We start from the raw sequence: 23699 nt of genomic DNA on the forward strand, positions 1-23699 counted from the left end.
GGCAGGAAAGGTTCGAGGGCCTGATGAACCGGTTAGCGGGACGTTTCACGCGGGTGGAATCCCGGCGCCGGGACCGGAAGTTGGTACTCGGCCTGCTGTCCGACCTGCCGCGCAAGAACTACTGGACCATCGCTGAGCGGGCCGGGGACAGAACCCCGGACGGCATGCAGCATCTGCTCGGGCGGGCCAAGTGGGACGCCGACCAGGTCCGCGACGACGTGCGCGCCTACGTGGTCGAGCATTTGCACGACGACGAGGCAGTCCTGGTTGTCGACGAGACCGGCGACGTGAAGAAGAGCACCGACACTGTCGGTGCTCAGCGGCAGTACACCAGCACCGCGGGCAGGATCGAGAACGCCCAGGTCGCCGTCTATCTGGTCTACGTCGGCCGCCGCGGGCACGCCGCGGCGGTCCGGGAACTGTACGTTCCGCGTTCCTGGACCTCCGACCCCGACCGCTGCCGGCCTTGGCGACAAGACGGAGTTCGCGACCAAGCCGGAGCTGGCCGCTCGCATGGTCACCCGATTCCTCGACGCCGGCCACCAGGCCGCCTGGGTCGCGGGAGACGAGGTCTACGGCGGCAACCCGAGGCTGCGCGCCGCGCTGGAGGAACGTGGCACCGGCTACGTCCTCGCGGTGGCCTGCTCGAACGTTTCCACCCACAATGCCTCAGCCCGCAGCACCCCACCCACACAGGAGAAATACCCACCCCACAGCGTTCCGCAACAGGCTTTCGGCGGTCGCTGAACTGCATCCGGTTCGGAGCCGGAGCCGGATGACCAGGGCTGCCGCTATCGCGGTGCCGAGGAAGACATGGCCGCGTTGTCATAGCGAGTTGTCACCGCCTGGGACTGCTTGCGGGTGCGTTCGGAAACGCACCGGACGCCGGAAGTCGAAAGGCGACTGCGCAAAGAGGTTGTCCGGCTGGAAGTTCTCAAGGACTCCCGGGCTGCCGAGGCCGAGTCCCGGCGGTGAGCGGAGCAGATGGCCCTCGCGGTAGCCGTCCTCATCCTCCGGCAACCCGACGGCCAGGACCAGCCTGCCCCCAGGCCTGTCATCCGCTCCGCCCGTCCGGCGATTAACGGAGAGAGCAGGCCATTACGCGGCGACACCGAGCTCCTTGCGGGTCCGGTGGACGAACTCGCGCACGGCCGGTTCGCGCCGCCACGGGGCAAGGGCGGCGTTGAACTCGCGGACGTAGTCCTTCGCCCGGCCCGACTGGACGCGAGCGAGGATGTCGACGCTGCGGTTGCCGAGCTCGAGGCCGTGGTCGAGGTCGCGGGCCTGGAGGTGGGCGGTTCCGACGATGGCGAGCCGCATGCCGACAGAGCGGGTGAACACCCCGGTCGGCATGGCGGCGGCTTGCTGGTTCCAGGTCAGGGCCATCTTGGGATTCTTCAGGTCGCGGAAGATCTCGGCGGCGTCCGCGGAGAGTCGGGCGTGGTGATAGAAGTCGATCCACGCGGGCTCGTCGCCGCTGTCGTCCCTCGCCTGCCCAAGCAGGTCCTCGGAGGCTTTCAGGGCCTTCGAGGCGGCCCGGGGGGCGCTTTCCCGAGCATGGGCTCGGGCCTCGATGAGCTTGGTGAACGCCAGCACCCGGGGGACGGCCCGGTCCTTGGCCCGCTCGAAGGCCCCTTGGGCCATGTCCACGGCCTCGGATGCGAAGCCCCGCATGAGCGTCTGCATCGCCATCGTGGTCAGGACGTAGCAGCCCAGCTGTACATCCCCGCCGGCGCGGGCGAGGCGGAGGGCCTGGATGAAGTGCCGCTGGGCGGCATCGTGCTGGCCGACATCGAAGGCCGTCCACCCGGCGAGTCGGGACAACTCGGCGGTCACGCTGAAGAGTTCACGGCCGAGCTCGTCCGAGAAGGAGCCCTGCAGCAGCGGGCCCGCGCGGTAGTCGAGGCAGTCGGTGACGGAGTTGGCCTTCCAGTTTCCACCGCCGTATTTCGAGTCCCACCGCCTCGCGTCGTCGGCGGCTTCGCGCAGTTCGTCGAGGTCGGCCCGGCCGACCTGCCCGCTGCCCTTGTGGCCGGCGGTCTCGTCGGCGGGGGTGACGAGCCATCGGGTGACGGGGGCGGTGAAGGCGGAGGCGGTGAAGCCGGATCCGGCCAGAAAGTCACGGCGGTTCACGGAGCTCCAGAACGAAGTGGCGACGCGGATGGCGTCGGCGGGGTCTCGCGGGAAATCCAACCCCACCGAGGCGTCGATTGTCTCCGCCTCGCACATTCCGATCTCGTTCAGATTGACGGGCCGGCCGAGCCGTTCGCCGATGGCCTGCGCCAACAGCTTCGGGACCGGCCATTTCGGCGTCATACCCCGCTTGCACCAGTTCGCCACGGACGTGTGTGAATAGTCCCTCTCCATCCCGGCGGCATGGGCGAGCTGGTTGACGCGCAGAGCCAGAGACTTGTGGCTCGCGCCGCTGGCTTCGATGAGCCGGGACAGGTCCGCGTTGGGCGGACGAGTCCGGCGGGTGGTCGATGCCACGACCTTCTCCCTTTGCCTGCGAGGGACCATGCGCGACTCGCACAAGCAGTTGAGTACGTATGCCTGTACTTGGTGGAGCACGAGATCCGTACTCGACTGGGGACGAAGAGTCTTACATGTTCCGTGTGTTGGGTCACTGACGATATTCCTCCCCGGCGGGCCGCGAGCCGCGAGCCGCGTTTGCGAGTTGTGAGCCCCCCTGCGAGCCCTCCCCCCGATCTTCCTGGGCGGCTGTGATGAGAGCCCAGGCCGCCGCCGGGACCGGAACGGGTCTCCTTCCGGCGGCGGCTGCCACCAAGGCACCACCACACTCGGGGGTGAACCAGATTTGTGCGGAATCGCAGGACTGGCCGGAGCCGACGCTGCCGGCACGAGCGCACGGTCGGCGCCATGGGCGCCTCGCAGGCCCACCGCGGCCCGGACGGCACCCACCACGCCGCCAGAACGGACGGCCGGGCGGTGCCGGCCATGAACATGCTGCTGATCGTCGACCCGCAGGCCATGCCCGGCCCCTACCTCGACTGCGAGACTGGCGTGCTGCTGGCCTTCGACGGCGAGATCTGCAACTACCGCCAGCAGGACGCCGCCTGGGGCATCCCGCTGGGCCCGAGGGACACGGACGCGCACTTCGTGCTGCGGGCCTGGGCCAAGCTCGGCCCGTCCTGTCTCGACGGGCTGGACGGCATGTTCGCCCTGTCCGTCTATGACCCGCAGGCCGAGAAGTTGTTCTTGGCCGGCGACCGGCTCGGGGAGAAGCCGCTCCACTGGCGCCTGGACGGCGGCCGGCTCGCGTTCGCCTCCGAGGCCACCACTCTGACCGGCTACGGCCCGGCGCCGCTGGCGCTGCGGCCCGAGGTGCTGTCGATCGAGACGCCGGTCGGCGTCGACACCCCGTGCCAGGGAATCCAGCTGCTGGCCCCCGCGCCCCTGCTGACCTTCGACATCGCCACCGGGTCCCTCGATCAGAAGGCGTGGTGGTCGCTGACCGGCCGGCAGCCTGTCGAGGGCACCTACTCCGCCGACCGCACCCGCATGCAGGCCCTCATGACGGCCGGCTGGTTTTGCGACCAGAGCGTGAGGGCTCCCGCATGACGATCTCTCACCTCACCACGGTGTCCGGATGTACCAGGACACCACTGCCGAGAGCCCGGCCACCGCCCGCGGAGCGGTCGCAATCATCGCCGACTGCCGCGGCGAGCTCCTCCTCTCCCTGCGCGACAACCTGCCCGGCGTGATCGCCTGGCCGGATCACTGGAGCGTTCTGGGAGGCGGCTGCGACCCCGGCGAGGACCCGGCCACCGCGATTGTCCGAGAGCTCGACGAAGAAGCCGGCCTCGCCGTCGACGACCTCACCGAGCTGTTCGAGATCCGCGACGAGCGCGGCTCCGGCCGGCTGATCACGTTCTTTGCCGCCTCCTGGGACGGCGACGAGACCACGCTGCCCCTCGCCGAGGGCGTCAAGCTCCAGTTCTTCGCCCCCGAACGCCTCAGCATCCTCATGATCCCGCCGTTCATCCGAGACGGGATCAACCGCTACCTGGCCACCCGGCCCGCCTGAGCACCCCGTCCTTTCCGGGCGGGGTAGAGGTGGGGCCGTCGGCGGCCCCACCTCGCGAAGGAACCCCGCTCATGAAGCTCACCGTCGTCGGCTGCGGCTACCTCGGCGCCACTCACGCGGCCTGCATGGCCGAACTCGGCCACGAGGTCCTCGGCATGGACTGCGACATGGACAAGGTCGCGATCCTCAACTCCGGCAAGGCCCCCTTCCACGAACGCGACCTCGACGAGATGGTCGCCCGCCACACCGCGACGGGACGCCTGAAGTTCACCGCCTCCTACGCGGAGGCCGCTGCCTTCGCCGACCTGCACTTCATCGGTGTCGGCACCCCGCAGCAGCCCGGCGAGCACGCCTACGACCTCACCCACCTGTTCACCGCCGTCCGCCAGCTCGCACCACGAATCAAGGGTCCGGCCGTCGTCGCGGTGAAGTCGACCGTTCCGGTCGGCACCGCACCCCGCCTCCGCGACCTCGTCCACGAGTTCGCACCCGCCGGCGACCGTGTTGAGGTCGCCTGGAACCCGGAGTTCCTGCGCGAGTCGTTCGCCATCGAGGACACCCTCCGCCCCGACCGGCTCGTCCTCGGCTTCGAGACCGAGGACTCCTGGGCCGAAGCCGTTCTGCGGCAGTGCTTCGACAAGATCATCGAATTGGGGACGCCGACGATCGTCACCGACTGGGCCACCGCCGAGCTCGCCAAGGCGTCCGCGAACGCTTTCCTCGCCACGAAAATCTCCTTCATCAACGCGATCGCCGAGGTCTGCGAAGCCTCCGGCGCCGACGTCGGCCAGCTCGCCGACATCCTCGGCCACGACGCACGCATCGGCCGCCGCGGCATGCGACCCGGCCTCGGCTTCGGCGGCGGCTGCCTGCCCAAGGACATCCGCGGCTTCATGGCCCGCGCCGGTGAGCTCGGCGTCGACCAAGCCCTGACGATCCTTCGCGAGGTCGACGCGATCAACAACCGGCGCCGCGAGCGCATGGTCGACCTCGCCCGCGAACAGCTCGACGGCAACCTCCTGGGCAAGCAGATCACCGTCTGGGGCGCCGCCTTCAAGCCCAACACCGACGACATCCGCGACTCACCCGCCCTCGCCGTCACGCAAAAGCTCCACGAACTCGGCGCCGAGGTCACCGTCACCGATCCCCAGGCCCTGGACAACGCCCGCAAGGCACACCCCGACCTCGACTACGTCGACGATCCCATCGCCGCGGTCCAGGACGCCGACCTGCTACTGCACCTCACCGAGTGGCCGCAGTTCTCCCACATCGACCCGCACCGCCTCGCCGCCCGCACCGCTACCCGGCGGGTCATCGACGGCCGCGGCACCCTGAACGCTGACACCTGGCGCGACGCCGGATGGACCGTCCGCGTTCTCGGACGCCCCTGAGCCGCGGTTTCGTCGCCCGGCCCGTGACGCCTCCGAATTCGGCGTACGCGGCCGGGGCCACGCCAGATCCGCCAACAGGGTCCTGGCGATCATGGAAGCGATGGCACACTGATGCGCCCAACTTGCCCACCGCGCCCGGAGATCACCTGATGAACGCCACCTCCGCCGCCGACGCCCAGGGAGCCGAAGAAGCCGAGGTACGTACCGGCGGCTGCCTGTGCGGCCGCATCCGCTTCACCACCCGAGGCCCGGCCGTCTTTCCCCACACCTGTGTGTGCCGCCACTGTCAAAAGCTCGGCGGCACACCAGTGATGTGGTGGGTGGGATTCGAGACGGTCACCTGGACCGGCGAGGGCGGCGAGCCGACCTGGTACGAGACCTTCGAAGGTGAGACGAAACGCGGCTTCTGCCCGACCTGCGGCAGCCGCCTCGCGGCGATCGACAGCGATATCCCAGAGATTGGCATCAACGTCACCGCCCTTGACGACACCAGCGGCCCAGACCTCGTGCCGATCCACGCGTCCTTCCGCGACAACGCCGTGCACTGGCTGACCTCGGTGCCGGAGACCGAGCACAGCACGGCCGGTTGACCGCCCGTCCACTGGTCGGCAGCGTCACCTGCTCCGTCGATGGCCCCGGCCGACAACCCGTTCTTGCCCGCGAGCAGGCGCGAACTCCCGGGCCGGGGCCCGCCGCGGTCATGCTCAGCGAGGACGACGGAGGACTCTGCGAGCGCCGCGCGGCAGTCCAAGACCGACTTGCCTGTGCCGGAGTCGCCGATGAGGCAGAGCGGCTGGCTCTTCTTGATCCATTCGCAGCTGGCGAGGGTATGGACGGTGGCCGCGTCGATGCTCGGGTTGGCGTCGAAGTCGAAGGCCCGCAAGGACTTCTCCCGCGGGGAGCCGACCGCCCTGATCCGCCGCTCCGAGCGGCGGCGGGACCGGTCGTCGCGTTCGGTCATCAGCAGTTCGGTGAGGAAGCCTCGGTAGCGTGGCCTTTGAGCACAGCGGATCGTGAGGGTCACATGGCTGGTGTGCGGGGCGTGAGTGCGTGTGCCGGGCGGCCGGATGACTTCGCTGAGGGTCGTCGGTCAATTGCAATCCGACCGAGGGGTCAGGTGGCGGGTGGGGTTGCCGGGTGGCGCGTCTGTTGGATCAGGACGGTCGTGGCGCGTTCCAGGAGTTCGCACAGTGAGGCGTGTTCGGAGGGCGTGAATGCGTCCGTGAGCGCGCGTTCAAGGATGATGACCTCCTGGTAGGCGCGGTCCAACAGTGCCTGGCCCTCATCGGTGAGGGTGGCGATCTGCACCTTGGCGTGCACCGGGGACTTCTCGCGGCGGATGAGTTCCTTGGTGTCCATATTGGTCAGCACGCTGCTCATCGTCTGCTGTGTCACCCCGCAGGAGCGGGCCAGTTGGGCGCCGGACATGCCGCCTTCACGCCCGAGGACCAAGAGCACGGTGTACTGCGTCATGGTCAGCCCGTAGGCGCGCAGCACTGCCTCGTGGTGCGCCATCAGCGCCTGCTCCGACCGCCTGATCCGCGTGCAGAGGTCATCCTCGGTCGGGGCTTCCATCGCACACTCCCATTCCATTGACAGGTTCATGGATTGACTAAGGAACCTTACATAGCTACCGTTCTCGACTGTAAGGATACTGAGTCAACGCAGGGGGTTGTAATCATGAAGGGCGTTGTTTTCGACTCCGCCGACCACTACCGGGTCGCCGAACTGGATGAGCCCGCCCCTGGCCCCGGCCAAGTGGCGATCCGCGTTGCCCACGCCGGGATCCAGTGGGGCGACACCATGGTCCGGGACGGCCATTTCCCGCTACCGCACCCCTTCGTCCCCGGCTTCGAGGCGTCCGGGCACATCGTCGCGGCAGGCGAGGGCGTCGACGCAAGCCGCGTCGGCCAGCCCGTCACTGCGCTGACCACGGCAGGCGCCTACGCCGAGGTGGTCCTGGCACCCTCCGTGCTCGCATTCAGCATCGGCGACATGTCGCTGCGGACGGCTGCAGGTCTCGGATGGGGCGCACCGACCGCCTACGACCTGATCAACACGGCCGCGCAGGTGCGGCCCGGGGAGAGCGTACTGATCCACGCGGCCGCCGGCTCGGTCGGCACACTCGCCGTTCAGTTCGCCAGGGTGGCAGGGGCAGGCCGGATCGTTGGCGTGGTCGGCAACGGCGACAGGGCCGACTACGCCGCCCGGTTCGGCTATGACCAGCTCCTGCTGCGCGAGGATTACCCGACCGAACTCCGCGACGAGAAGTTCGACGTGATTCTCGATCCGGTCGGCGGCTCGACCCGCCACGCCGGCCTCGAGCAACTTGCAGCGCACGGCCGACTGGTGGCATACGGCAACCTCAGCACACACGAACCGGTCCTGGCCGACGCCAACGACCTGCTCATGCACGGCAAATCGCTCGTGACCTACAACAGCAACCTGCTCAGCCGGACCCATCCCGAGCGGCTGGCTGTCAGCGCCCGCCGGGCACTGAGCCTCGTCGCAGACGGCCAGGTGCGCGTGGACATCACCGCAGAGTACGGCCTGGCCGACCTGGCCATCGCAGTGCAGCACCTCGCCGAGGGCGCAACCTACGGCAAGAGCATCCTCCGCATCGCCTGACATGCTGCGGAGATGCGGACCAGCGAGGTCCCCTCACCCAATAGGCCCCGCCTGCGCGGGCAGCCACTCGTCAGTGAGCGGTGGGGGAATGCTGAAGACCTTGCCGCTCCACCACAACTGGCTTCAGAGCCGGCGCTGCATATAGCAGGTGCTGCGTCGCGCGCATGTGGAGCATGCGGCGTGGATTGGGGCGGAAGGGGCTACGCGGACGTGTGAATCCATCACTCGTTCGAACTGCTGCGGCTGAACTCGTGGTGTCGTAGGGGCTGACGGTCCTCGATCCCTGCCGTACCACCCTGTGTATGCGGATTCAAAGGGTGACGGTCTGACTGCCGAACGTCAGGAGTTTCGGTCACAGTTGAGGCTCGAAGCAGCCGAGCGGTTCAAGCGGGGTGACTCGAGCACGGTGATCGCGAAGGACCTGCGTGTCAGTGTGTCAGTGTGTCGGTGCAAGGTGGTGCCGTGTCTGGGGCTGGGGCGGTTCGCTGGCCTTGAACTCGAGTGGCCCCGCGTCGTTGCCACGGCTGAGCGACGAGCAGTTCGCGCGGTTGGAGCGTGGGCTTGCCAAGGGAGCCGGGACCGGCTGACCATCTACTACCTGCCGCCCTACCTACGTACCCGACCTGAATCCGAGCAATGCTCATGACCTGTGGATCGGCCTCGGGTTGGACGCGAAGGGCGTACCTTCCCGAGTGATCGACTTCTGGTCATCGAGTAGGCCGACGTTGCACCGTCGGTCGGGAAGGCACGCCCGTGCTGAGCGTAGTGAATGCCGATGGAACGACCGAGACCGGCTCCCTGATCGACGACATCGTCCGCGAGGGCGCGAGGCGGATGCTGGCCGCCGCCCTGGAGGCTGAAGTCAACTCCTACATAGCCGAGTTGACCGACCAGCGAGACGATATCGGGCGCCGCCTGGTGGTCCGCAACGGCTACCACCAGCCCAGGAAGGTCACCACCGCGGCCGGGGTGATCGAGGTGAAGGCTCCACGCATCAACGACAAGCGCATCAACGAGGCAACCGGCGAGCGCAAACGGTTCTCCTCTGCAATCCTGCCGCCGTGGTGCCGCAAGTCCCCGAAGATCAGCGAGGTGCTGCCGCTCCTCTACCTCCACGGCCTGTCCAGCGGGGACTTCGTGCCCGCGCTGGAGCAGTTCCTTGGCTCCTCGGCTGGCCTGTCCCCGGCCACCGTCACCCGGCTGACCACCCAGTGGCAGGCCGACCATCAGGCGTTCAGCGAGCGCGACCTGTCGGCCACGGACTACGTCTACGTCTGGGCCGACGGTATCCACCTGCGCATCCGGCTAGAGGAGGCGAAGGCCGCGGTCCTGGTCGTCATGGGCGTGCGCGCGGACGGAACCAAGGAGCTGATCGCGATGACCGACGGCTACCGCGAATCCGCGGAGTCCTGGGCGGGCCTGCTGCGGGACTGTCAGCGGCGCGGCATGCGCGCTCCCGTCGCCGTCGGCGACGGCGCCCTCGGCTTCTGGAACGCGCTGAACGAAGTCTTCCCCGAAACCCGCCACCAAAGGTGCTGGGTTCACAAAACGGCCAACTGCCTCGACAGCCTCCCGAAGTCAGCTCATCCCGCGGCGAAGAAGGCCATCCAGGACATCTACAACGCCGAGGACCGCGAGCACGCGGCCGCCGCGGTCAAGACGTTCGCCAAGCAGTACAGCGCGAAGTTCCCCAAGGCCGTCAAGAAGATCGTCGATGACGAGGACGAACTGTTGGCGTTCTACGACTTCCCCGCCGAGCACTGGATCCACCTGCGGACAACCAACCCCATCGAGTCGACCTTCGCGACCGTCCGTCTGCGGACCAAGGTCACCAAGGGTGCCGGGTCCCGGGCCGCCGCCCTGGCGATGGTCTTCAAGCTCGTCGAGGCCGCCCAGGCCCGCTGGCGAGCCGTGAATGCACCCCACCTCGTTGCCCTCGTCCGCGCCGGGGCCCGTTTCGAACGCGGCCTGCTCGTTGAACGGCCGCAGACGACCGCGGCGTGAATAGGGTGGCGGGCCTGCCTCGAAGTTCGAGATCATCCGGTCATGTTGGATGGCACGGCAGGACAGGACCTTCCGGTCGGCTTCGGGTTCCGGCCGTATCGCGGCGACGAAGACCACGGTGCCATGGCCGCGGTGCGGCGGGGGTGTGCTGAACGGGACCGGGTCGATGCCCATTCGGTTGTGGAAGGGCTCCCGACAGCGGCCGAGATCGCGGAAGCTTCTGCCAAGTTGGAGGAGCCGTCCAAGAACCAGATCCTGGTGGTGTGCGACGGGAGCGTCGTCGGCTACTCGACGATCCGGTGGTGGCAGGAGCGGGACGATACGTGGCTATACCTGCACCGCGGCTACCTCTTGCCCGAGCATCGCGGCCAGGGCATCGGGTCAGCCATGCTGAGCTGGGCCGAAGAGCGGATCCGCCAGCTCGTCAAACAGCATGGAACGGCGCGGACGGCAGTGATCGGCGCGAACGCCACGACCTCCGAGCAGGATGCCACGGCACTTCTGCGTGCAGCCGGCTACCGACGTGTCTTCAGTCTGGTCGAGCTGGAGCTGGGCGATCTGCAGCAGATGCCCGAGCCGGGCGACGAACTGCCGGCCGGGATACGGACGGGGCCGATCGGGACAAGCCACTACGGTGCAGCCTGGAGGACGGTCGTCGATTCGTACGCGGACAGCGGCTTCACTCAGAGATGGCCGTTCCAGGACTTCGTCGACACCGCCGACCCGGCATGCTGGAGGGCTGCCTGGAACGGGCAGGACATGGTCGGCGTCGCCCTCTGCTCCATCCGCCGTCACGACCACACCGTGGGCGAGGTAGAAGAGCTGAGTATTCGGACGGACCAGCGACGCCTCGGAATCGGCCGGGCCCTGCTGCTGGACGGGCTGCAAAGCCTTCGCGAACAGGGTGCAACGACCGCCCGGCTGTTCACGGGCACGGCAAATCCACATCGGTCCTACGACCTCTACGAGAGCGTGGGGTTCCGGCGGCAGAACGAATACGTCCGCTACCGCAAGCCGTTTGCTTGATCGACCGGCCATCGGGCTGTCCGGTCATCCACAGGATTTGACAATAGCTCCCTGAATCCCGTCGAAGACATCTGATCTCTCCTGCGACGCGGCTGGCTCTCCGATGTCGGCTTCAGCACCCCCGAACACGTCGACCAACGCATACGACGGCGGCTTCGGCACATTCAGTACCGCAGTCACCTCATAGGCGGCTGTCTCACCGAGACCGGCCTGACCGTCCGACCTGCCTGATCAACAGCACGACATCCCGAGTTCAACCTCAGACCGCGTTTGAGAACTGCCGTGTCCTGCGGCTGGAGTGGTCGGTGGGAGCCACGTGAATGGTTCTGGGGGTGGGTATCCGTCGGACCTGACGGACGAGCAATGGGCGCTGGTGGAGCCGTTGCTCCCGCCTCCGCGAGTGGGGCCGAAGGGCGGGCGGCGAGAGAAGCACCCGCGGCGGCGGTCGTGGACGCGATCTTCTACGTGGTGCGGACTGGGTGTGCCTGGCGACAGTTACCGAAGGACTTTGCGCCTTGGCCAACTGAGCTTGTTCCGCTTTGACGGACATTCGAGATCTGGGGTTCTGCCCCGGGAGGATGTCCATCATGGAGAGCATGGGGAAGAAGAAGCCTCGCCGCCCTCGTCGTTCGTTCACGCCGGTGTTCAAGGCTGAGATCGTAGGTCTGTGCCGACGAGGTGACCGCTCGGTCGGGCAGGTCGCCAGAGACTTCGAACTGACCGAGACCGCGGTGCGGGACTGGGTGAAGCAGGCCGAGGTCGACGCGGGCGAGCGCAACGGGCTGACCAGCAGTGAGCGCGAGGAACTGGCCGCGTTGCGGCGGGAGAACCGCCGACTGCGTGAGGATGTCGACGTCCTCAAGCGGGCCACAGCTTTCTTCGCGAAGGAGACCCGGTGACCGTGCACCCGTTCATCGAGGCGGAGAAGCGCGCAGGTCACAGCGTCAAACGGGCGTGTGAGCTGATGAAGGTCTCCCGGACCGCCTTCTATACCCGTCGCTCCAGCCTGCCCGGTCCTCGTGCTGTGCGGGATGCCGAGCTGACCGAGCAGATCACCGAGGTTCATGCGAAATCACGCGGAACCTACGGGGCCCCACGCGTGCATGCCGTGCTCAAGCGCGAGGGTGCCGGGTGCGGCCGGCGTCGTGTCGCAGGACTGATGCGGGCCGCCGGGCTGCAAGGCCGGCACCGCAGGCGACGGCATGTGACCACGGTCGCCGATCCCGGGGCTGCTTTCCGTCCTGACCTCATCGTCCGGGACTTCCACCCCGACCGCACGGGGCTCGATGCCCGCTGGTGCGGTGACATCACGTATGTCCCGACCGGGGAGGGCTGGCTCTGTCTGGCCACGGTCATCGACATCGCCTCCCGGCGCGTGGTCGGCTGGGCAACCGCCGATCACCTTCGGACCGAGCTGGTGGCCGAGGCGCTGACAGTCGCCTGCCGGCAGCGTCGCCCGACCCATCCCGTGATCTTCCATTCGGATCGCGGGTGCCAGTACACCAGTCAGCAATTCGCCTTCCTGGCAGTCGAGTTCGGGGTCCGGCTTTCGGTCGGCCGCACCGGTCAGTGCTGGGACAACGCGCTCGCCGAGTCGTTCTTCTCGACCATCAAACGCGAACTGCTCGGCACCTCCGCCTGGCCCAGCCGGGCCGCCGCCCGCACCGCGATCTTCGATTTCGTCGAGGGCTGGTACAACTTGCACCGACTGCACAGCAGCCTCGGCTACCTCAGCCCCGCCGAGTACGAGACCGCACTCGCAGCCTGACCACCACACCAATGGTGTCCGTCAAAGCGGAACAAGCTCACATTCGTACCTGGTCGGGCTGTAGGACACGCAGCCCCGCACGACGGGCGCTGCAACTCTCCGTGCCGCAGCTGCTGTTCCACCTGAACGACCCATGGCCGCCCGTCCGTGGCCCATAGGTGATCGTCCGGAACGGACCCGGCGATGCGTATGGTTGGACCATGGACGTGTTCGACGAGCTGTTGCGGGGCGTACGAGGCAAGGGCGCGGTGTTCGGCCGTTCGGTGCTGTATCCGCCGTGGTCCCTGCGGTTCACGGACGGGGCGTATCTGACCCTGTGCGTGCCGCTGAGGGGGGCCGGGTGGATCGTCCCGGAGGGCGGTGCGCCGCAACGGGTGAGGCTCGGCGAGGTCGCGATCGTACGAGGTCCGGCACCGTTCGTCTTCACCGACGAACCGGCCTTGGGGACGACCACGGGGACGACCACGGGGCCGCCCTCAGGGACGGAGGCGACGGCGGGCGCTCCGGTTCGGGAGGTGCGCTGTGCCGACCGGTCGGCCGCCGACGACGAACTCACCGGCCCCACCGTGCTGCTGGCCGCCACCTACGACGTACGGGCGGAAGTTCCGCAACGGTTGCTCCGGGTGCTTCCCCCGGCACTCGTCGTGCCGGACGGCCACGACTGCACGGCGATGCGCGAATATCTGGAGGCCCAGATCAGCGGGGTGCGGCCGGGCCGGCAGATCGTGCTCGACCGGCTGCTGGACTGGTTGCTCGTGTGCACGCTGCGGGACTGGTTCGACCGTCCGGAAGCGGACCCGCCCAAGTGGTACCGCGCACTGGGCGACGAGGTGGCGGGCCCCGCTCTGCGCGTGATGCACGAGGACCCGGCCCACCCGTGGACGACGGCCGAACTGGCGACCCGGGCCGGGGTGTCGCGGACGACCCTGGCGAAGCGCTTTACGGAACTCGTCGGGGAGGGGCCGGTGGCGTATCTGACCGAGTGGCGCATGACCCTCGCGGCCGACCTGCTGACCCGCCCCGAGCTGACAGTGGCGGCCGTGGCCCGCCGGGTGGGGTACGCGGACGCCTTCGGCTTCAGCGCGGCGTTCAAGCGGCTCCGGGGCGAGAGCCCGAGCGCCTACCGCCGGGAGGCGGGGTCCTTCCCCCTCCCGGAGCGGGAAGCCCCGGCGGGCTGAACCACGGGGCCGCACCCCTGAGGGCTGTCCCGCGGTTCGGTCCCGGTGGTGCTCTCCTTCGTCTCGCTCGGTGCGCAATTGTCGGGTCAGGTCACATCGGCCACTCCGGCCATACCGGAGATGTCGACCGTGAGGCGGCCGTCCGTGACGGTGAAGTTGCCGTTGTCGTGGAAGAGCCCGATGCCCGGGGACCGGCTCTGCGGCGCACCTCCACCACTGCCGAGCGGCAGGTTCTGCTCGGTGGGCGCCTGGATCCACAGCTGGTCGGACTGCTGCTCGGCGGAAGCACCGGAGCCACGAGTCCAGCGGTCAGCAGTCCGGCGGCCACGGCTACGCGGGTTCCGAGGCGCGCGGTGCGCCGGGCGGATACAGGTCTCAGGAATTCCCCCAGGGATGGGCCGACGATGGCGAGCGGCGGGCGTAACTCCGGCCTGCCAGTTGGACGTTCAAGATCGCTCGGGCGTTGTACGGCGAAGAGGTCCGCCCGGCCCGTCCGTGGACGACTGCGGGGCCAGCGGCGCGGGCTGGGGTACCACCGGCCACGTTCGCCAAGCGGTTCACCGCGCCGGCCGGGGATGCCCGGTGGCGTGTCCGACCGAGTGGCGTATGACCCTCGCCGCCGGCCGGCTCACCCGCCCGGGCTGACGGCGGCGACCCCGGCCCCGCGCCTCCCCGCGCGCTCACGCCCGCCAGGCGCCCCCCGCTGCCGCGTCCCGTACGAACTCCGCGAAATCGCGCGGTTCCCGGCCGAGCGCGCGCCGCACCCCGTCGACGACCGGGGCCTCCTGGCTGGTCCGGACCGGCTTCAGCGCGTCGGTCCAGAGCGCGGCCTCGGCGTCCGGGACCCCCTGGGCGAGGAGCCCGGCCCGGAACTCCGCCTCGTCGATGGAGACATAGCGGGCCCTCTGTCCGGTGGCCACGGCGATCTCGGCGAGCACGTCGTCGATCCCGAGCGCCCGGGGGCCGGACAGCTCGTACACCTGGCCCTCGTGGCCGTCCTCGGTGAGCGCGGCGGCGGCCACCGCGGCGATGTCGTCAGCGTCTACGAAGGCGGCCGTGCCGTCCCCGGTGGGCAGCGCGAGTTCGCCGCCGGTCACGCCGTCGAGGAAGACGCCCTCGCTGAAGTTCTGGGCGAACCAGCCGGGCCGCAAAATCGTCCACGCGACTCCCGAGGCCCGCACCGCGGCCTCCCCCTGCGCGTGCGGCCCCTCACCGTCGTACGAGGCCCCGAAGTACCCCGGGACATTCGCGCCTCGGGCCGACAGCAGCACCAGCCGCCGCACCCCACTCGCCACCGCCTGCTCCACCAGGGCGGGGGTCGGCGAGGGCGAGGTGTCGTACGGGACGATGTAGGCGGCCGCGACCCCGTCGAGGGCCGCCGCCCAGGTTCCGGGGTCCGCCCAGTCGAACGGGATCTCCGCGGACCGGGAGGCGACGCGGGGCTTCACGCCCCGCTCACGGAGCTGCGCCACCACCCTGCGGCCGGTCTTGCCCGTGCCGCCGATCACGAGAACAGTTTCGTTTGTCATGACCGAAGCCTGTCCCGGCGGACGCCGCGTGGCCATGTCCCGGAATCCGGGATGGATGTCCGCGCGTCCGGGCATCTGAACGGCAGGGCGTCCCGGTCATCCCTGCAGTAGGAGCCCGCTGCATCCCCTGCCGCGAGAGCCCCCTGCCGACCGGGCTCCGGGGCGACCGTGCGCACCCGTTACGTCCCACCCATTCGGCAGCCCGGCCTCATCGAGCCACGACATCAGGTCATCGGGCAGGTCACGCAGCCAGGGCGGCCCAGCTGAAGGACGGTCGACGTCGCGGCTGGTGTAGTGCACCGTCCAGCCAGATCTCTTCGTCACCGGCGCAACGTACGCGGTCAGTGACCAGTCGTGCACAAATGCCGACTAGCTCGACGCGGTCCACGACCCCGTTGTCCAGCCTCACCAGCACGTCGAACGTGGTGGAGTCGATCTCCATCAGCTCGCCCGGGCGGCAGACGGTGACCTGGTCGAAGACTCCTTCGGGCCGGTTGGCCAGTGAACGGCGGCTGCGGGCCGAACCGGTCGTATGGAGCCCGGCCTCCAGCCGGTTGAACAGGCGGTAGAAGGTTGCCCGCGAGGGCATCTCGACGGTCGGTTCCTCCAGTTTCCTCACCGCTTGGCCGACGCGTTCGACGTAGTAGCTGACGGTGCGGGTTCGAGCCATCGGCGGCTTCGTCCATGAGCCGTCGCAGGACTTCCACGACCTGCGGGTCAGCTGGGCCAAGGGCCGGGCGGCGCGGGACCTGGCGGCCGTCGACCAGGCCCATGACTCCGCGCTTTTGGTAGCGGCGGCGCCAGCGGATGGTGTGCGGGCTGACCGGATGCCCCGTCTCGCACGACAGCGGCGGCTTTGGCGGCCTCACGCTCGGCAAGGTTCCTGGTCACCGGGTCGTATTCAGGCCGCGGCGTCGCCCCCGCCGAGGCGTCCGGTGGCAGACCGGTGAGTACTTCGCTCATGTGCCGGTGCCCACACAGAGCCCGTTCTGCTTCGCGGGCCGGCAGCCCGTCCAGCAGGCCCGGAGGGAGCCGACGGGCTCCGCGAGAGCCGATTACCTCGAAGCCCGGGAAGGTCATCAGCGTCGGTAGATGCATCGCGCTGGACTGACCGTGTTCGTCAGCCAGCCGCACCAGGGACGCAGAAGAGGCCGACCACGGTGTGCACCTTGTCGTCGAGCCTCACCTGGTCACCGAGCCTGACCACCAGCGGCTGCCTCACCGGGCCGTCGCCGCCCGGCGGACCATGCTTCGCGGCCCCAACGGGCCCGAATCCAGGTCGACGGCCAGGATCCGGCGCCAGAGCAGGTGAAGGACCACCGGCAGCATTGCCATGCGGTCACCGACCCGCTCGGCCCCGGCCAGCAGGGGCCCCCGGCTCGGCAAAGGCCGCCGTCAGCTCCGAGGCAACGAGTTCCCGGTGGTTGCGCGGTTGCCGGTAGCCCGCCAGCCACTTGCCGTTCGCCAACAGCACCGGATACGCCTCCGCGTCGTCTGGCTCGATCCGATCGTCCGGACGGACGTCCACCACCAGGCCACCGCCGTCATCGAGCCGGACAAAGAAGTCCGGGACGTGATGCGGGCAGAGGGGGGCGACTCAGCCAGCGCGCCGGTCGGCGACCTCGACGGACAGGTGTCGCCAAGACGTGGCGCACCGTAGAAGCTCACCCCTCGTCAGCGCGCTCGCCCCATGCACAGGCTCGGCCGGGCGGAAATGGACGATCGTCCCAGTCGTGCCGTCGTCAGTGATCGGTGCCAGATCAGTCACGGGAACGCCGTATGCGTACCGCTGAGTCCATGCTCCGCTTCGCCGGCGGTTGGTATGGACGAGCCACTCGCTGAGCGCCGCGACAACGGACATGCCCCGGCGTGGACTGTCATCGGGAAGCAACTGTGCGTCGGGGTGGTCGAAGAACCGGAGGTCCTTCGACGCCATGATCGGTTTCTTCACGACCTGGCCATGCTCGTCTAGGCGGGTGTCAGTGCCCCGCCCGTCATCAGCTACGGACACTGAACCATCGGGGTGGAGCGTGACAGTACAGCGTCCGCCGTCGTTGGACTCCGCCTCGTCGGCCGCATAGGCGACGACTTCCAGGATGAGGTGCCGAACACCGCCAGGAGCAAATGCCGCCCGATACTGACGGATACTCGCGAGATGGTTGAAGTCCACCTCGCCCGCCCAGTCGTGCGTCGTGTTGCGCCAGGAGGCCCTTGATGTGTCCATCGGCCAAGTATGCCAACCAGCTCCTGGGCGAGTTCCGCGGTCGGACATCGCTCTCATGAGCAAACTCAGCGGCAACACAACCTGAGACATACCCATACGACAGAAAGCATCGCATGAGACCGATGGCGTAGCCCGCGGTGGTATCGACAACGTCACCGAGACCAGCCGGGAACCAAGCAAGGCCACGTGAGACAGCGCGAACATAGCGCGAGACGGGACACGACCGGAAGATACCTGGGGCTGATCGAAGATGCGATTCGGATGCGTTCGCGATGCGGTCAGTGTGACCGTTCGCCGAGTGGCCTTCTCCGGGCTCGCCAGGCCCTCATGACACACCGCCGCGAGCAGTAAGTGGCGTTCGACTACCGGTCCATCCATGTGGCCTTGGGGTCCGCCGGGTTGAGTCGTGCGAGATGGTCGCGTCATGACTGCGATCGTCTTGATGGCGGATCCAAAGGTCGCCGCGATACCAGTCGCGGAATGCGGTGAACGTCTCGTGGACGTCCGCTGCGGCGGCTCGTTGCTGGTCGACGCGCAAGCAGGATCCGGCAGATGCCTTCGCCTACCTGCGGGATCGTATGCTGGACCGGCTACTCAAAGCCGAGGCGATGCTTCCGCGGGACCTGCGGCTGCTGTTCGTCGAGGGGTACCGGCCGCCTAGGGAGATACGGATGGCATCGCTCGATCCGGTTGCCGCGACGCGTTTGCTGCAGCACTGGGGGCCGACGCAGCCGGGGACCGATCTGCCCGCGTACCGGTGCGTGCCGGTCAGCGGTCAGGCGCCGCCACCGACGGAGCGGCTGTGGGATGTGCCGCCGTCGCCAGCGGAGGTCGCCCAATACGGCGGATTTCCGGAGACGTCCACGGAGGACGGACCGTCGGGGCACCGGTATCCCGTGGCCGTCGAGACGGTGAACCATGCGATCGTCGTGCCAGAGCGGGTGGGTCGCTCATGGACGAGTGCGCGTCCGGCGGAAGAGGTCGCCGAGGAGATCGAGCGGCTGCTGACCGATGCGCTCACCCCGGGCCTGGATGCGGGGGCGCTGGACGGACAGGCCCGGGAGCTGATCACCGTATTGGCAGCGGAACTGGCCGGTGGCCACAGGGACCTGGTCTGCGTCGGTGTCGCTGCGGAGCCCGGCGGCGCACCACTCGACGATGAACTGCATCTGCTCGTCCGATCCCACCTCGGGGACACGCTGCGACTGTCCATAGCCGCTGCGCCTTCTGCCGCATCTCTCGGCGGGTCGCACGCGGGCGCGGACCAGCGGGCGGAGCTGGCCGTCCGCGCCGAGTGCGCGGCGGAGTTGCTCGGCGAGTTCGTGTGGCTGAGCAACAACGAGCGCATGCAGGTCGAGGTGCAGATCGCGCCGCACGGCCTCGGGCTCGAACCAGCCGACCCCGACAACGCGGTCCGCGCGTGGTGGCGAAAATCCGACCATTGGGCACGACTGGTGGACGACGAATGGTGGGAAGAGGACGAGCAGCTCCGTCGGCTGGACGAAGAAACCCTCGCCGAGTTCCTGGCCGCCTTCGAGGAACACAACGTCTCGATGGCCAGAAGCGGCGCATGGGCCATGAGGGAGATCGACGACTATGACATCGACGACGACCCCCAGCCCCGCTTCCCGGGTGATCGGCTCGTGGCCATCCTCGGCCGGGACGTGCTCGACACAACTGCGGCGCAGGTGGCGGGCGCCCCCGGCGACGGCCAGCCGGCGGCCTACGGGATCGGCCTGCCATTCGAGATATCGGACGAGGGCTACGGCTTCCACGGCTGCCTGTTGCTCGTCGGGCCCGAACGTACGGGCATCATCAACATCAACGCGATGGCCTGACGGCCTGCCGCGCGGGCAGCGCCCGGAGTACCGCCTCTACACCGCCCAGTGGGTGCTGCCCGACCTCGTACCCGCCCTGAGCGCCTGAACGGAGAATTACCCCAGGTTCCGGGGGAGTTTTTCGTTCAGGAACTCGGTATTCGGAACTACTCGTCTAGGAGATCACCCTCAACCGGGAGCGGATGTGGAGAGAGGCGTGCTGAGACAGCGGCGTTCCCGCCCGGCGCCGCACCCTGGCGGCGGAAGCCCTGGACGCCCTCACGGCTGGACCGTGATTGGTGTGGGCAGCATCGACAGGCTCGACCCCGCAGCCTCGACATGGGGCTGCGGGTGCTACTCGGGAGGGGAACGCATGGAAACGGTACGGCGGCTTGGAGCGCTTGTCGGCTTGTGGGTCATCGGGGTGCTGATGGTGGTGGTGATTCCGTACGTGTGGTCGCACGAGCCGGGGGTCAGGCGAGTGCTGTGGGTGGTGCTCGCGGTTGGGGTGTTGGCCCTTGCGGCGTTGCTGACGCGCTTGGAGGTGCTGCTGCGCTCGCGGAAGGCGGTGCCAGTAGCCGGCGGGGTGGGTGCCGCCGCGGCGCACGTGTACCTGTCGACGGGGTGCCTGCACGGTGAGCACGCGTACTGCCAGTCGATGACCGGTCAGCAGGGAGAGAAGCGTCCGGGCCGATGCAAGTTCTGCGACGCCCGGTGCACGTGCGCCTGCCACACCGAGGGGGAGGCCCTGTGACTGGGCAGAACTCGGCAGCCGCGAAGGCTGCTGCCCTGCGTGCGAGTGCCAGGAAGGCGTGTGGCGGCGTCTCCTGTCTGCTGCGGGTTCGTACGCCCGGGATGCGGCGGGCGGACAGTGCGGCGGACAGGTGGGCGCACGGCGCGGCGGGGGAGGACGTCACTGCCGGGCTGCTGGCCCCGCTCGCGGCCCGCGGGTGGGCGATACGACACGACGTCCGATTGCGGGGCCGCCAGTTCAGTATTGGTAACCACGGCTAACGGAACTTGCTGAATGACTCGCGGGGACGCCGTCAGCGGCCTCTGAGGAAGTCCTCGTCGGGCTCCCAGTCCTCCTCATCGATCTCCTGAGTCTCAGGTTCGAAGCCAAGGAAGACTCGGAGGTTCGTCTCCAACATCATTTCCTTCCCGAGGTCTCCCAGTTCCTGCAGCTCTTCGCCTTGGACCTGTAGGTCGCAGGCAAGGCACCAGAAGGTGCCGGGGGTGAATCGGGCTAGCTCTTTCTCCTCGTTGACCAAGGTGGTTCCGTGCAACCACGCCCTCGTATGACAGGCGGGGCAGGGTTTCTCGACGCAGTCCCTCGCCCAAGCGGGGCGGCGGGTCGCGGCGGCCAGGACCGTGATGCGCTCCTGAGTGCCAAGGTGTCCGAAGCGGTGCTCGAACGTGGTTCGGGCTTGAGCGAGCTGCTGCTGCAACTGAAGGCTCGTGTCCCGGATCCGCTCTCGGATCAGTTCGTCATGAAGGTCTTGATAGCGGCCCCAGTAGGAGCCGGGAGAGATCTTCAGCTCGACCAGAACCGGGTCCAGCAAGCGAAGGCAAGTGGTGAACACGGTGCGGACGTCCGCGACCTCGTGGAGGCCGCTGTGCGCAACGCCGTTCCGTGCGTTGGCGAGGGGGAGCAAGTCCTGCTGGCTGATCGGGATCTTGGTCCGGAGGACCCGGTAGGTGCGGGAATGGGCCTCCACTAGCCCAATCGTCTTGACTTTGGTGATCGGGGCAGAGGCATGTTGACCCTGTCCAGCGGCGTGGAGAAGAGAGTCGAAGTCCTTCCCCGTGACCACTAGGCTCGGGTGCAGGGAGACGAGGAATGCCGTGTGAATACGCGGCAAGAGCTGCTGCCATCATCTTTGCGAAGAGACCTGAAGTCGTTCAGCATCCATGCGTTGGACCCTAGGACCCCTGGCGCCGACGGGGCACCGGGTTTCCCGATCAAGGGTGTGGAGATCATTTCCGAGGATGAGGTCGATCGTGCGGTCCCGCGGCGTATCGAGCCCAGTTGCCGCCGGACTGGGTCCAGGCGGTGGCCGTCTCGGGACGGATATGACCGGCCGGGCCCGGGGCCAGCACGGCTGGTCGTCCGCCGCTCCGATCTCATGGGCAAAGCCGCACGGGTGTCTTGGTTGCCCCGCGAGGTTTCTCCCGGGCCCGCGGAGTCGGCATGTGGAGATAGAGGGACAGATCTGCTCCGCCAGTCTTCACGGCGCCACGCTCTGTCGGAACGTGCGGCAGGATACGCAGAGAAGGAACCCACACATGAGGAGTCCGTTCCTGCCCACTGCGGTCAATCCTCGTTTCACCGTCCTGTTGCTCGTGACGGCTGCCGTGGTGACGGCGGTTCAGTGGGAGGCGTGGGCGAGTGCCCTGCAGCCGGCGGCCGCTGTCTACGCCGCCGTCGTCGCCGGTCAGAACCGGGGAAGTGACCATGACTCGTACGAACCCGTCGACCACTGTGCTCGCGCTGATCTCCGAGATTGAGAAGCATGGCGCCAGGGCCAGTGGGACGAGCGATGGCGCCAGGCGTGGCTGCCCCCGACAAACGAATGGACAGCCGTCAACTCACGCGAGCTGAAGCCCGAAGTCGTACGGAGGTCCGTCTACTTGGCGGCCCTGTCCCGCCCTGGGCAGAGCCTCAAGGCGAACGCGGCAGCTGCCCGCTTCCCGATTTCGGACGAGCTCTGGCAGCGGCTCGCGCGGGCCGGGTTCGTTCCCGAGTAAGTGCTGGAGGAGCGCGTCGCGTGACAGGGGCCGGTGACTCTGCGCGCCGGACTCCTCGTCTCGCGGTGGCGTAGAACCGTCAGCGCATCGTGAGCGTCGTCGCGAGCCGGAGCGCCCCCAGGAGTTCGGCCCGGGTGCCGAGGCCGGCAGGAAGGATGTCGAGGCCGGCGGCGATGGCGGGCTGAGCGTACCGGCTGACCGCCGTGGTGATGCCTTGAACGAGCGCACCGGTCGAGGCACCGAGTTCGCCGCCCACGATCAGCGCTTCGGGATTGAGAAGGTTGCAGAAGGCGGCAAGGATACCGCCGAGCGTCCGGCCGGCATCGTCCAGGATGCGGTCGGTGACGGGGTCGTTCACCTGGAGCGGGAAGCGCAGACCGGTCTCCACACCGGGGTGGGTGTGAGCGATCTGTGCCGCAAGGGCGGACACGGACACCACGGTCTCCAGACAGCCACGGTTGCCGCAGCGGCACAACTCGGTGTGCCCCCGCAACGGGGTGTGCCCGATCTCGCCCGCGAAGCCCTGTGATCCCCGGTACGGCTTCCCGTCGATGACGAGCCCCGCCCCGATGCCGTGCGACACCTTGACATAGAGGAAGTCGGCGTAGCGGCGGCCGGCGCCGAGGTGAAGTTCGCCGTATGCGCCGAGAAGGGCATCGTTCTCGGCGTGAACGGGAACACCGAGGCGCTGTTCGAGCTCTTTTCGTGGGTCGAGCCCCACCCAGCTCGAGAGGATCGTCGGGGAGCGCACGAGTTCCGAACCCGTGTCGAGCGGTCCTGGGACGCCCGCCACGACCGCGGCAAGGTTGTCGATCCCGGCTGACACACGCAGTCCGTCGAGCAGCCTCGCGGCATGGTCCATGGCCTCGGTGGCCTGCAGATCGACATCGAGGTCCACCCGTTCCTCGGCGATTGGGCTGCCGAGGGAGTCGCCGAGCGCGACGTTCACGTGGTTGTGGCCGAAGTCGATCGCAGCCACGGGGGCGTCGCGGGGCACGACGCGGAGAATCGCCGCGGGTCGGCCGCTTCCGGAGCCGGGGCCGCCGCCCTCGGCCTGCGTCTCGGTGACGCGTTCATCGGCGAGCAGACGGGAGACGGCGTGATTGACGGTGCTCCGGGACAGTCCGCTGAGTTCGACGATCCGAGCACGAGTCGCGCGGTCGGCGGACTGGATGTGCCGGAAGACGTCCTCGCGTGTCCGATCCCGGGGCGAAGAGCCTGCTGGCTTCGGGGACATGGACAGATCCTAAGGGCTTCACGGCTGTTCACGGCCGGTGCGCGGCGATGTCCGTTCGCCGTCGCCCCGCTGGATACCCGACCGTCCCCGGCCCGAAGCGA

General features: G+C 68.4%; 19 protein-coding genes and 5 pseudogenes. 16 read left to right on the top strand and 8 right to left on the bottom strand.

Annotated features, from left to right (window positions below; genetic code table 11):
- Positions 1-23: 23 nt before the first annotated feature.
- Positions 24-708, top strand: a pseudogene (locus tag SH922_RS39785) (IS701 family transposase); the annotation flags it as partial.
- A gap of 390 nt (positions 709-1098) precedes the next feature.
- Here SH922_RS39785 and SH922_RS39790 read toward each other — a convergent pair.
- Complete coding sequence (locus SH922_RS39790) at positions 1099-2490, bottom strand: sporulation protein (RefSeq protein ID WP_393063356.1); 1392 nt, start codon at positions 2488-2490, stop codon at positions 1099-1101.
- 390 nt (positions 2491-2880) lie between these two features.
- On the opposite strand from SH922_RS39790, the gene SH922_RS39795 reads away from it, so the two are divergent.
- The 4 genes from SH922_RS39795 (at position 2881) to SH922_RS39810 (ending at position 6029) form a co-directional block, all read left to right on the top strand.
- Positions 2881-3582, top strand: a complete 702-nt coding sequence (locus SH922_RS39795; RefSeq protein ID WP_393063357.1) for a hypothetical protein — start codon at positions 2881-2883, stop codon at positions 3580-3582.
- Positions 3583-3610: 28 nt separating this feature from the next.
- The gene (locus tag SH922_RS39800) at positions 3611-4048 is read left to right on the top strand and encodes an NUDIX domain-containing protein (protein WP_393063358.1); all 438 of its coding nucleotides are present in this window, start codon (positions 3611-3613) and stop codon (positions 4046-4048) included.
- 71 nt (positions 4049-4119) lie between these two features.
- Positions 4120-5439, top strand: coding sequence for a UDP-glucose dehydrogenase family protein (locus SH922_RS39805; protein ID WP_393063359.1), 1320 nt, complete (start codon positions 4120-4122; stop codon positions 5437-5439).
- A 311-nt stretch (positions 5440-5750) separates the two neighbouring features.
- Positions 5751-6029, top strand: coding sequence for a GFA family protein (locus tag SH922_RS39810; protein WP_393063824.1), 279 nt, complete (start codon positions 5751-5753; stop codon positions 6027-6029).
- Positions 6030-6187: 158 nt separating this feature from the next.
- On the opposite strand, the pseudogene SH922_RS39815 reads toward SH922_RS39810, so the two are convergent.
- A pseudogene (locus SH922_RS39815) lies at positions 6188-6463 on the bottom strand (ATP-binding protein); the annotation flags it as partial.
- A gap of 89 nt (positions 6464-6552) precedes the next feature.
- Entirely contained in the window at positions 6553-7014 is a 462-nt protein-coding gene (locus SH922_RS39820) for a MarR family winged helix-turn-helix transcriptional regulator (protein WP_393063360.1), read from the bottom strand.
- Between the two features lie 105 nt (positions 7015-7119).
- Here SH922_RS39820 and SH922_RS39825 point away from each other — a divergent pair, with 105 nt between their 5' ends.
- The 8 genes and pseudogenes from SH922_RS39825 to SH922_RS39860 all read left to right on the top strand — a co-directional run bounded on the left by SH922_RS39825 (position 7120) and on the right by SH922_RS39860 (position 14043).
- Complete coding sequence (locus SH922_RS39825; RefSeq protein WP_393063361.1) at positions 7120-8067, top strand: zinc-binding alcohol dehydrogenase family protein; 948 nt, start codon at positions 7120-7122, stop codon at positions 8065-8067.
- A gap of 753 nt (positions 8068-8820) precedes the next feature.
- A complete protein-coding gene (locus tag SH922_RS39830; protein ID WP_393063362.1) occupies positions 8821-10071 on the top strand; it encodes an IS256 family transposase in 1251 nt (416 codons plus the stop codon).
- A 42-nt stretch (positions 10072-10113) separates the two neighbouring features.
- Positions 10114-11097, top strand: a complete 984-nt coding sequence (locus tag SH922_RS39835; protein ID WP_393063363.1) for a GNAT family N-acetyltransferase — start codon at positions 10114-10116, stop codon at positions 11095-11097.
- Positions 11098-11148: 51 nt separating this feature from the next.
- Positions 11149-11328 (top strand): annotated as a pseudogene (locus tag SH922_RS39840) (IS630 family transposase); the annotation flags it as partial.
- 46 nt (positions 11329-11374) lie between these two features.
- Positions 11375-11622: pseudogene (locus SH922_RS39845) on the top strand (transposase); the annotation flags it as partial.
- Positions 11623-11684: 62 nt separating this feature from the next.
- The gene (locus SH922_RS39850; protein WP_393063364.1) at positions 11685-11996 is read left to right on the top strand and encodes a transposase; all 312 of its coding nucleotides are present in this window, start codon (positions 11685-11687) and stop codon (positions 11994-11996) included.
- The gene (locus SH922_RS39855) at positions 11993-12865 is read left to right on the top strand and encodes an IS3 family transposase (RefSeq protein WP_393063365.1); all 873 of its coding nucleotides are present in this window, start codon (positions 11993-11995) and stop codon (positions 12863-12865) included. The genes SH922_RS39850 and SH922_RS39855 overlap by 4 nt, the downstream gene beginning before the upstream one ends.
- A gap of 200 nt (positions 12866-13065) precedes the next feature.
- Positions 13066-14043 (top strand): AraC family transcriptional regulator, encoded by a 978-nt coding sequence (locus SH922_RS39860; protein ID WP_393063366.1) that lies wholly within the window; start codon positions 13066-13068, stop codon positions 14041-14043.
- A gap of 680 nt (positions 14044-14723) precedes the next feature.
- Here SH922_RS39860 and SH922_RS39865 read toward each other — a convergent pair.
- The 3 genes from SH922_RS39865 to SH922_RS39875 form a co-directional block, all read right to left on the bottom strand.
- A complete protein-coding gene (locus tag SH922_RS39865) occupies positions 14724-15572 on the bottom strand; it encodes an NAD(P)H-binding protein (protein ID WP_393063367.1) in 849 nt (282 codons plus the stop codon).
- A gap of 241 nt (positions 15573-15813) precedes the next feature.
- Entirely contained in the window at positions 15814-16242 is a 429-nt protein-coding gene (locus SH922_RS39870) for a hypothetical protein (RefSeq protein WP_393063368.1), read from the bottom strand.
- 927 nt (positions 16243-17169) lie between these two features.
- A complete protein-coding gene (locus SH922_RS39875) occupies positions 17170-17796 on the bottom strand; it encodes an ATP-binding protein (protein ID WP_393063369.1) in 627 nt (208 codons plus the stop codon).
- Positions 17797-18220: 424 nt separating this feature from the next.
- Here SH922_RS39875 and SH922_RS39880 point away from each other — a divergent pair.
- Positions 18221-18455 (top strand): annotated as a pseudogene (locus tag SH922_RS39880) (dipeptidase); the annotation flags it as partial.
- A 1531-nt stretch (positions 18456-19986) separates the two neighbouring features.
- A complete protein-coding gene (locus SH922_RS39885; RefSeq protein ID WP_393063370.1) occupies positions 19987-20367 on the top strand; it encodes a hypothetical protein in 381 nt (126 codons plus the stop codon).
- Positions 20368-20659: 292 nt separating this feature from the next.
- Here SH922_RS39885 and SH922_RS39890 read toward each other — a convergent pair whose 3' ends face one another.
- Positions 20660-21475, bottom strand: coding sequence for a hypothetical protein (locus SH922_RS39890; RefSeq protein ID WP_393063371.1), 816 nt, complete (start codon positions 21473-21475; stop codon positions 20660-20662).
- Between the two features lie 424 nt (positions 21476-21899).
- On the opposite strand from SH922_RS39890, the gene SH922_RS39895 reads away from it, so the two are divergent.
- Positions 21900-22121 carry a hypothetical protein gene (locus SH922_RS39895; RefSeq protein ID WP_393063372.1) on the top strand — a complete coding sequence of 74 codons (222 nt, stop codon included), beginning with the start codon at positions 21900-21902 and terminating at the stop codon, positions 22119-22121.
- A 319-nt stretch (positions 22122-22440) separates the two neighbouring features.
- On the opposite strand, the gene SH922_RS39900 is transcribed toward SH922_RS39895, so the two are convergent.
- Complete coding sequence (locus SH922_RS39900; RefSeq protein WP_393063373.1) at positions 22441-23598, bottom strand: ROK family transcriptional regulator; 1158 nt, start codon at positions 23596-23598, stop codon at positions 22441-22443.
- Positions 23599-23699 lie beyond the last annotated feature (101 nt).

The sequence above is a fragment of the Streptomyces sp. LN549 genome (genome assembly GCF_043203805.1).
GTDB lineage: Bacteria > Actinomycetota > Actinomycetes > Streptomycetales > Streptomycetaceae > Streptomyces.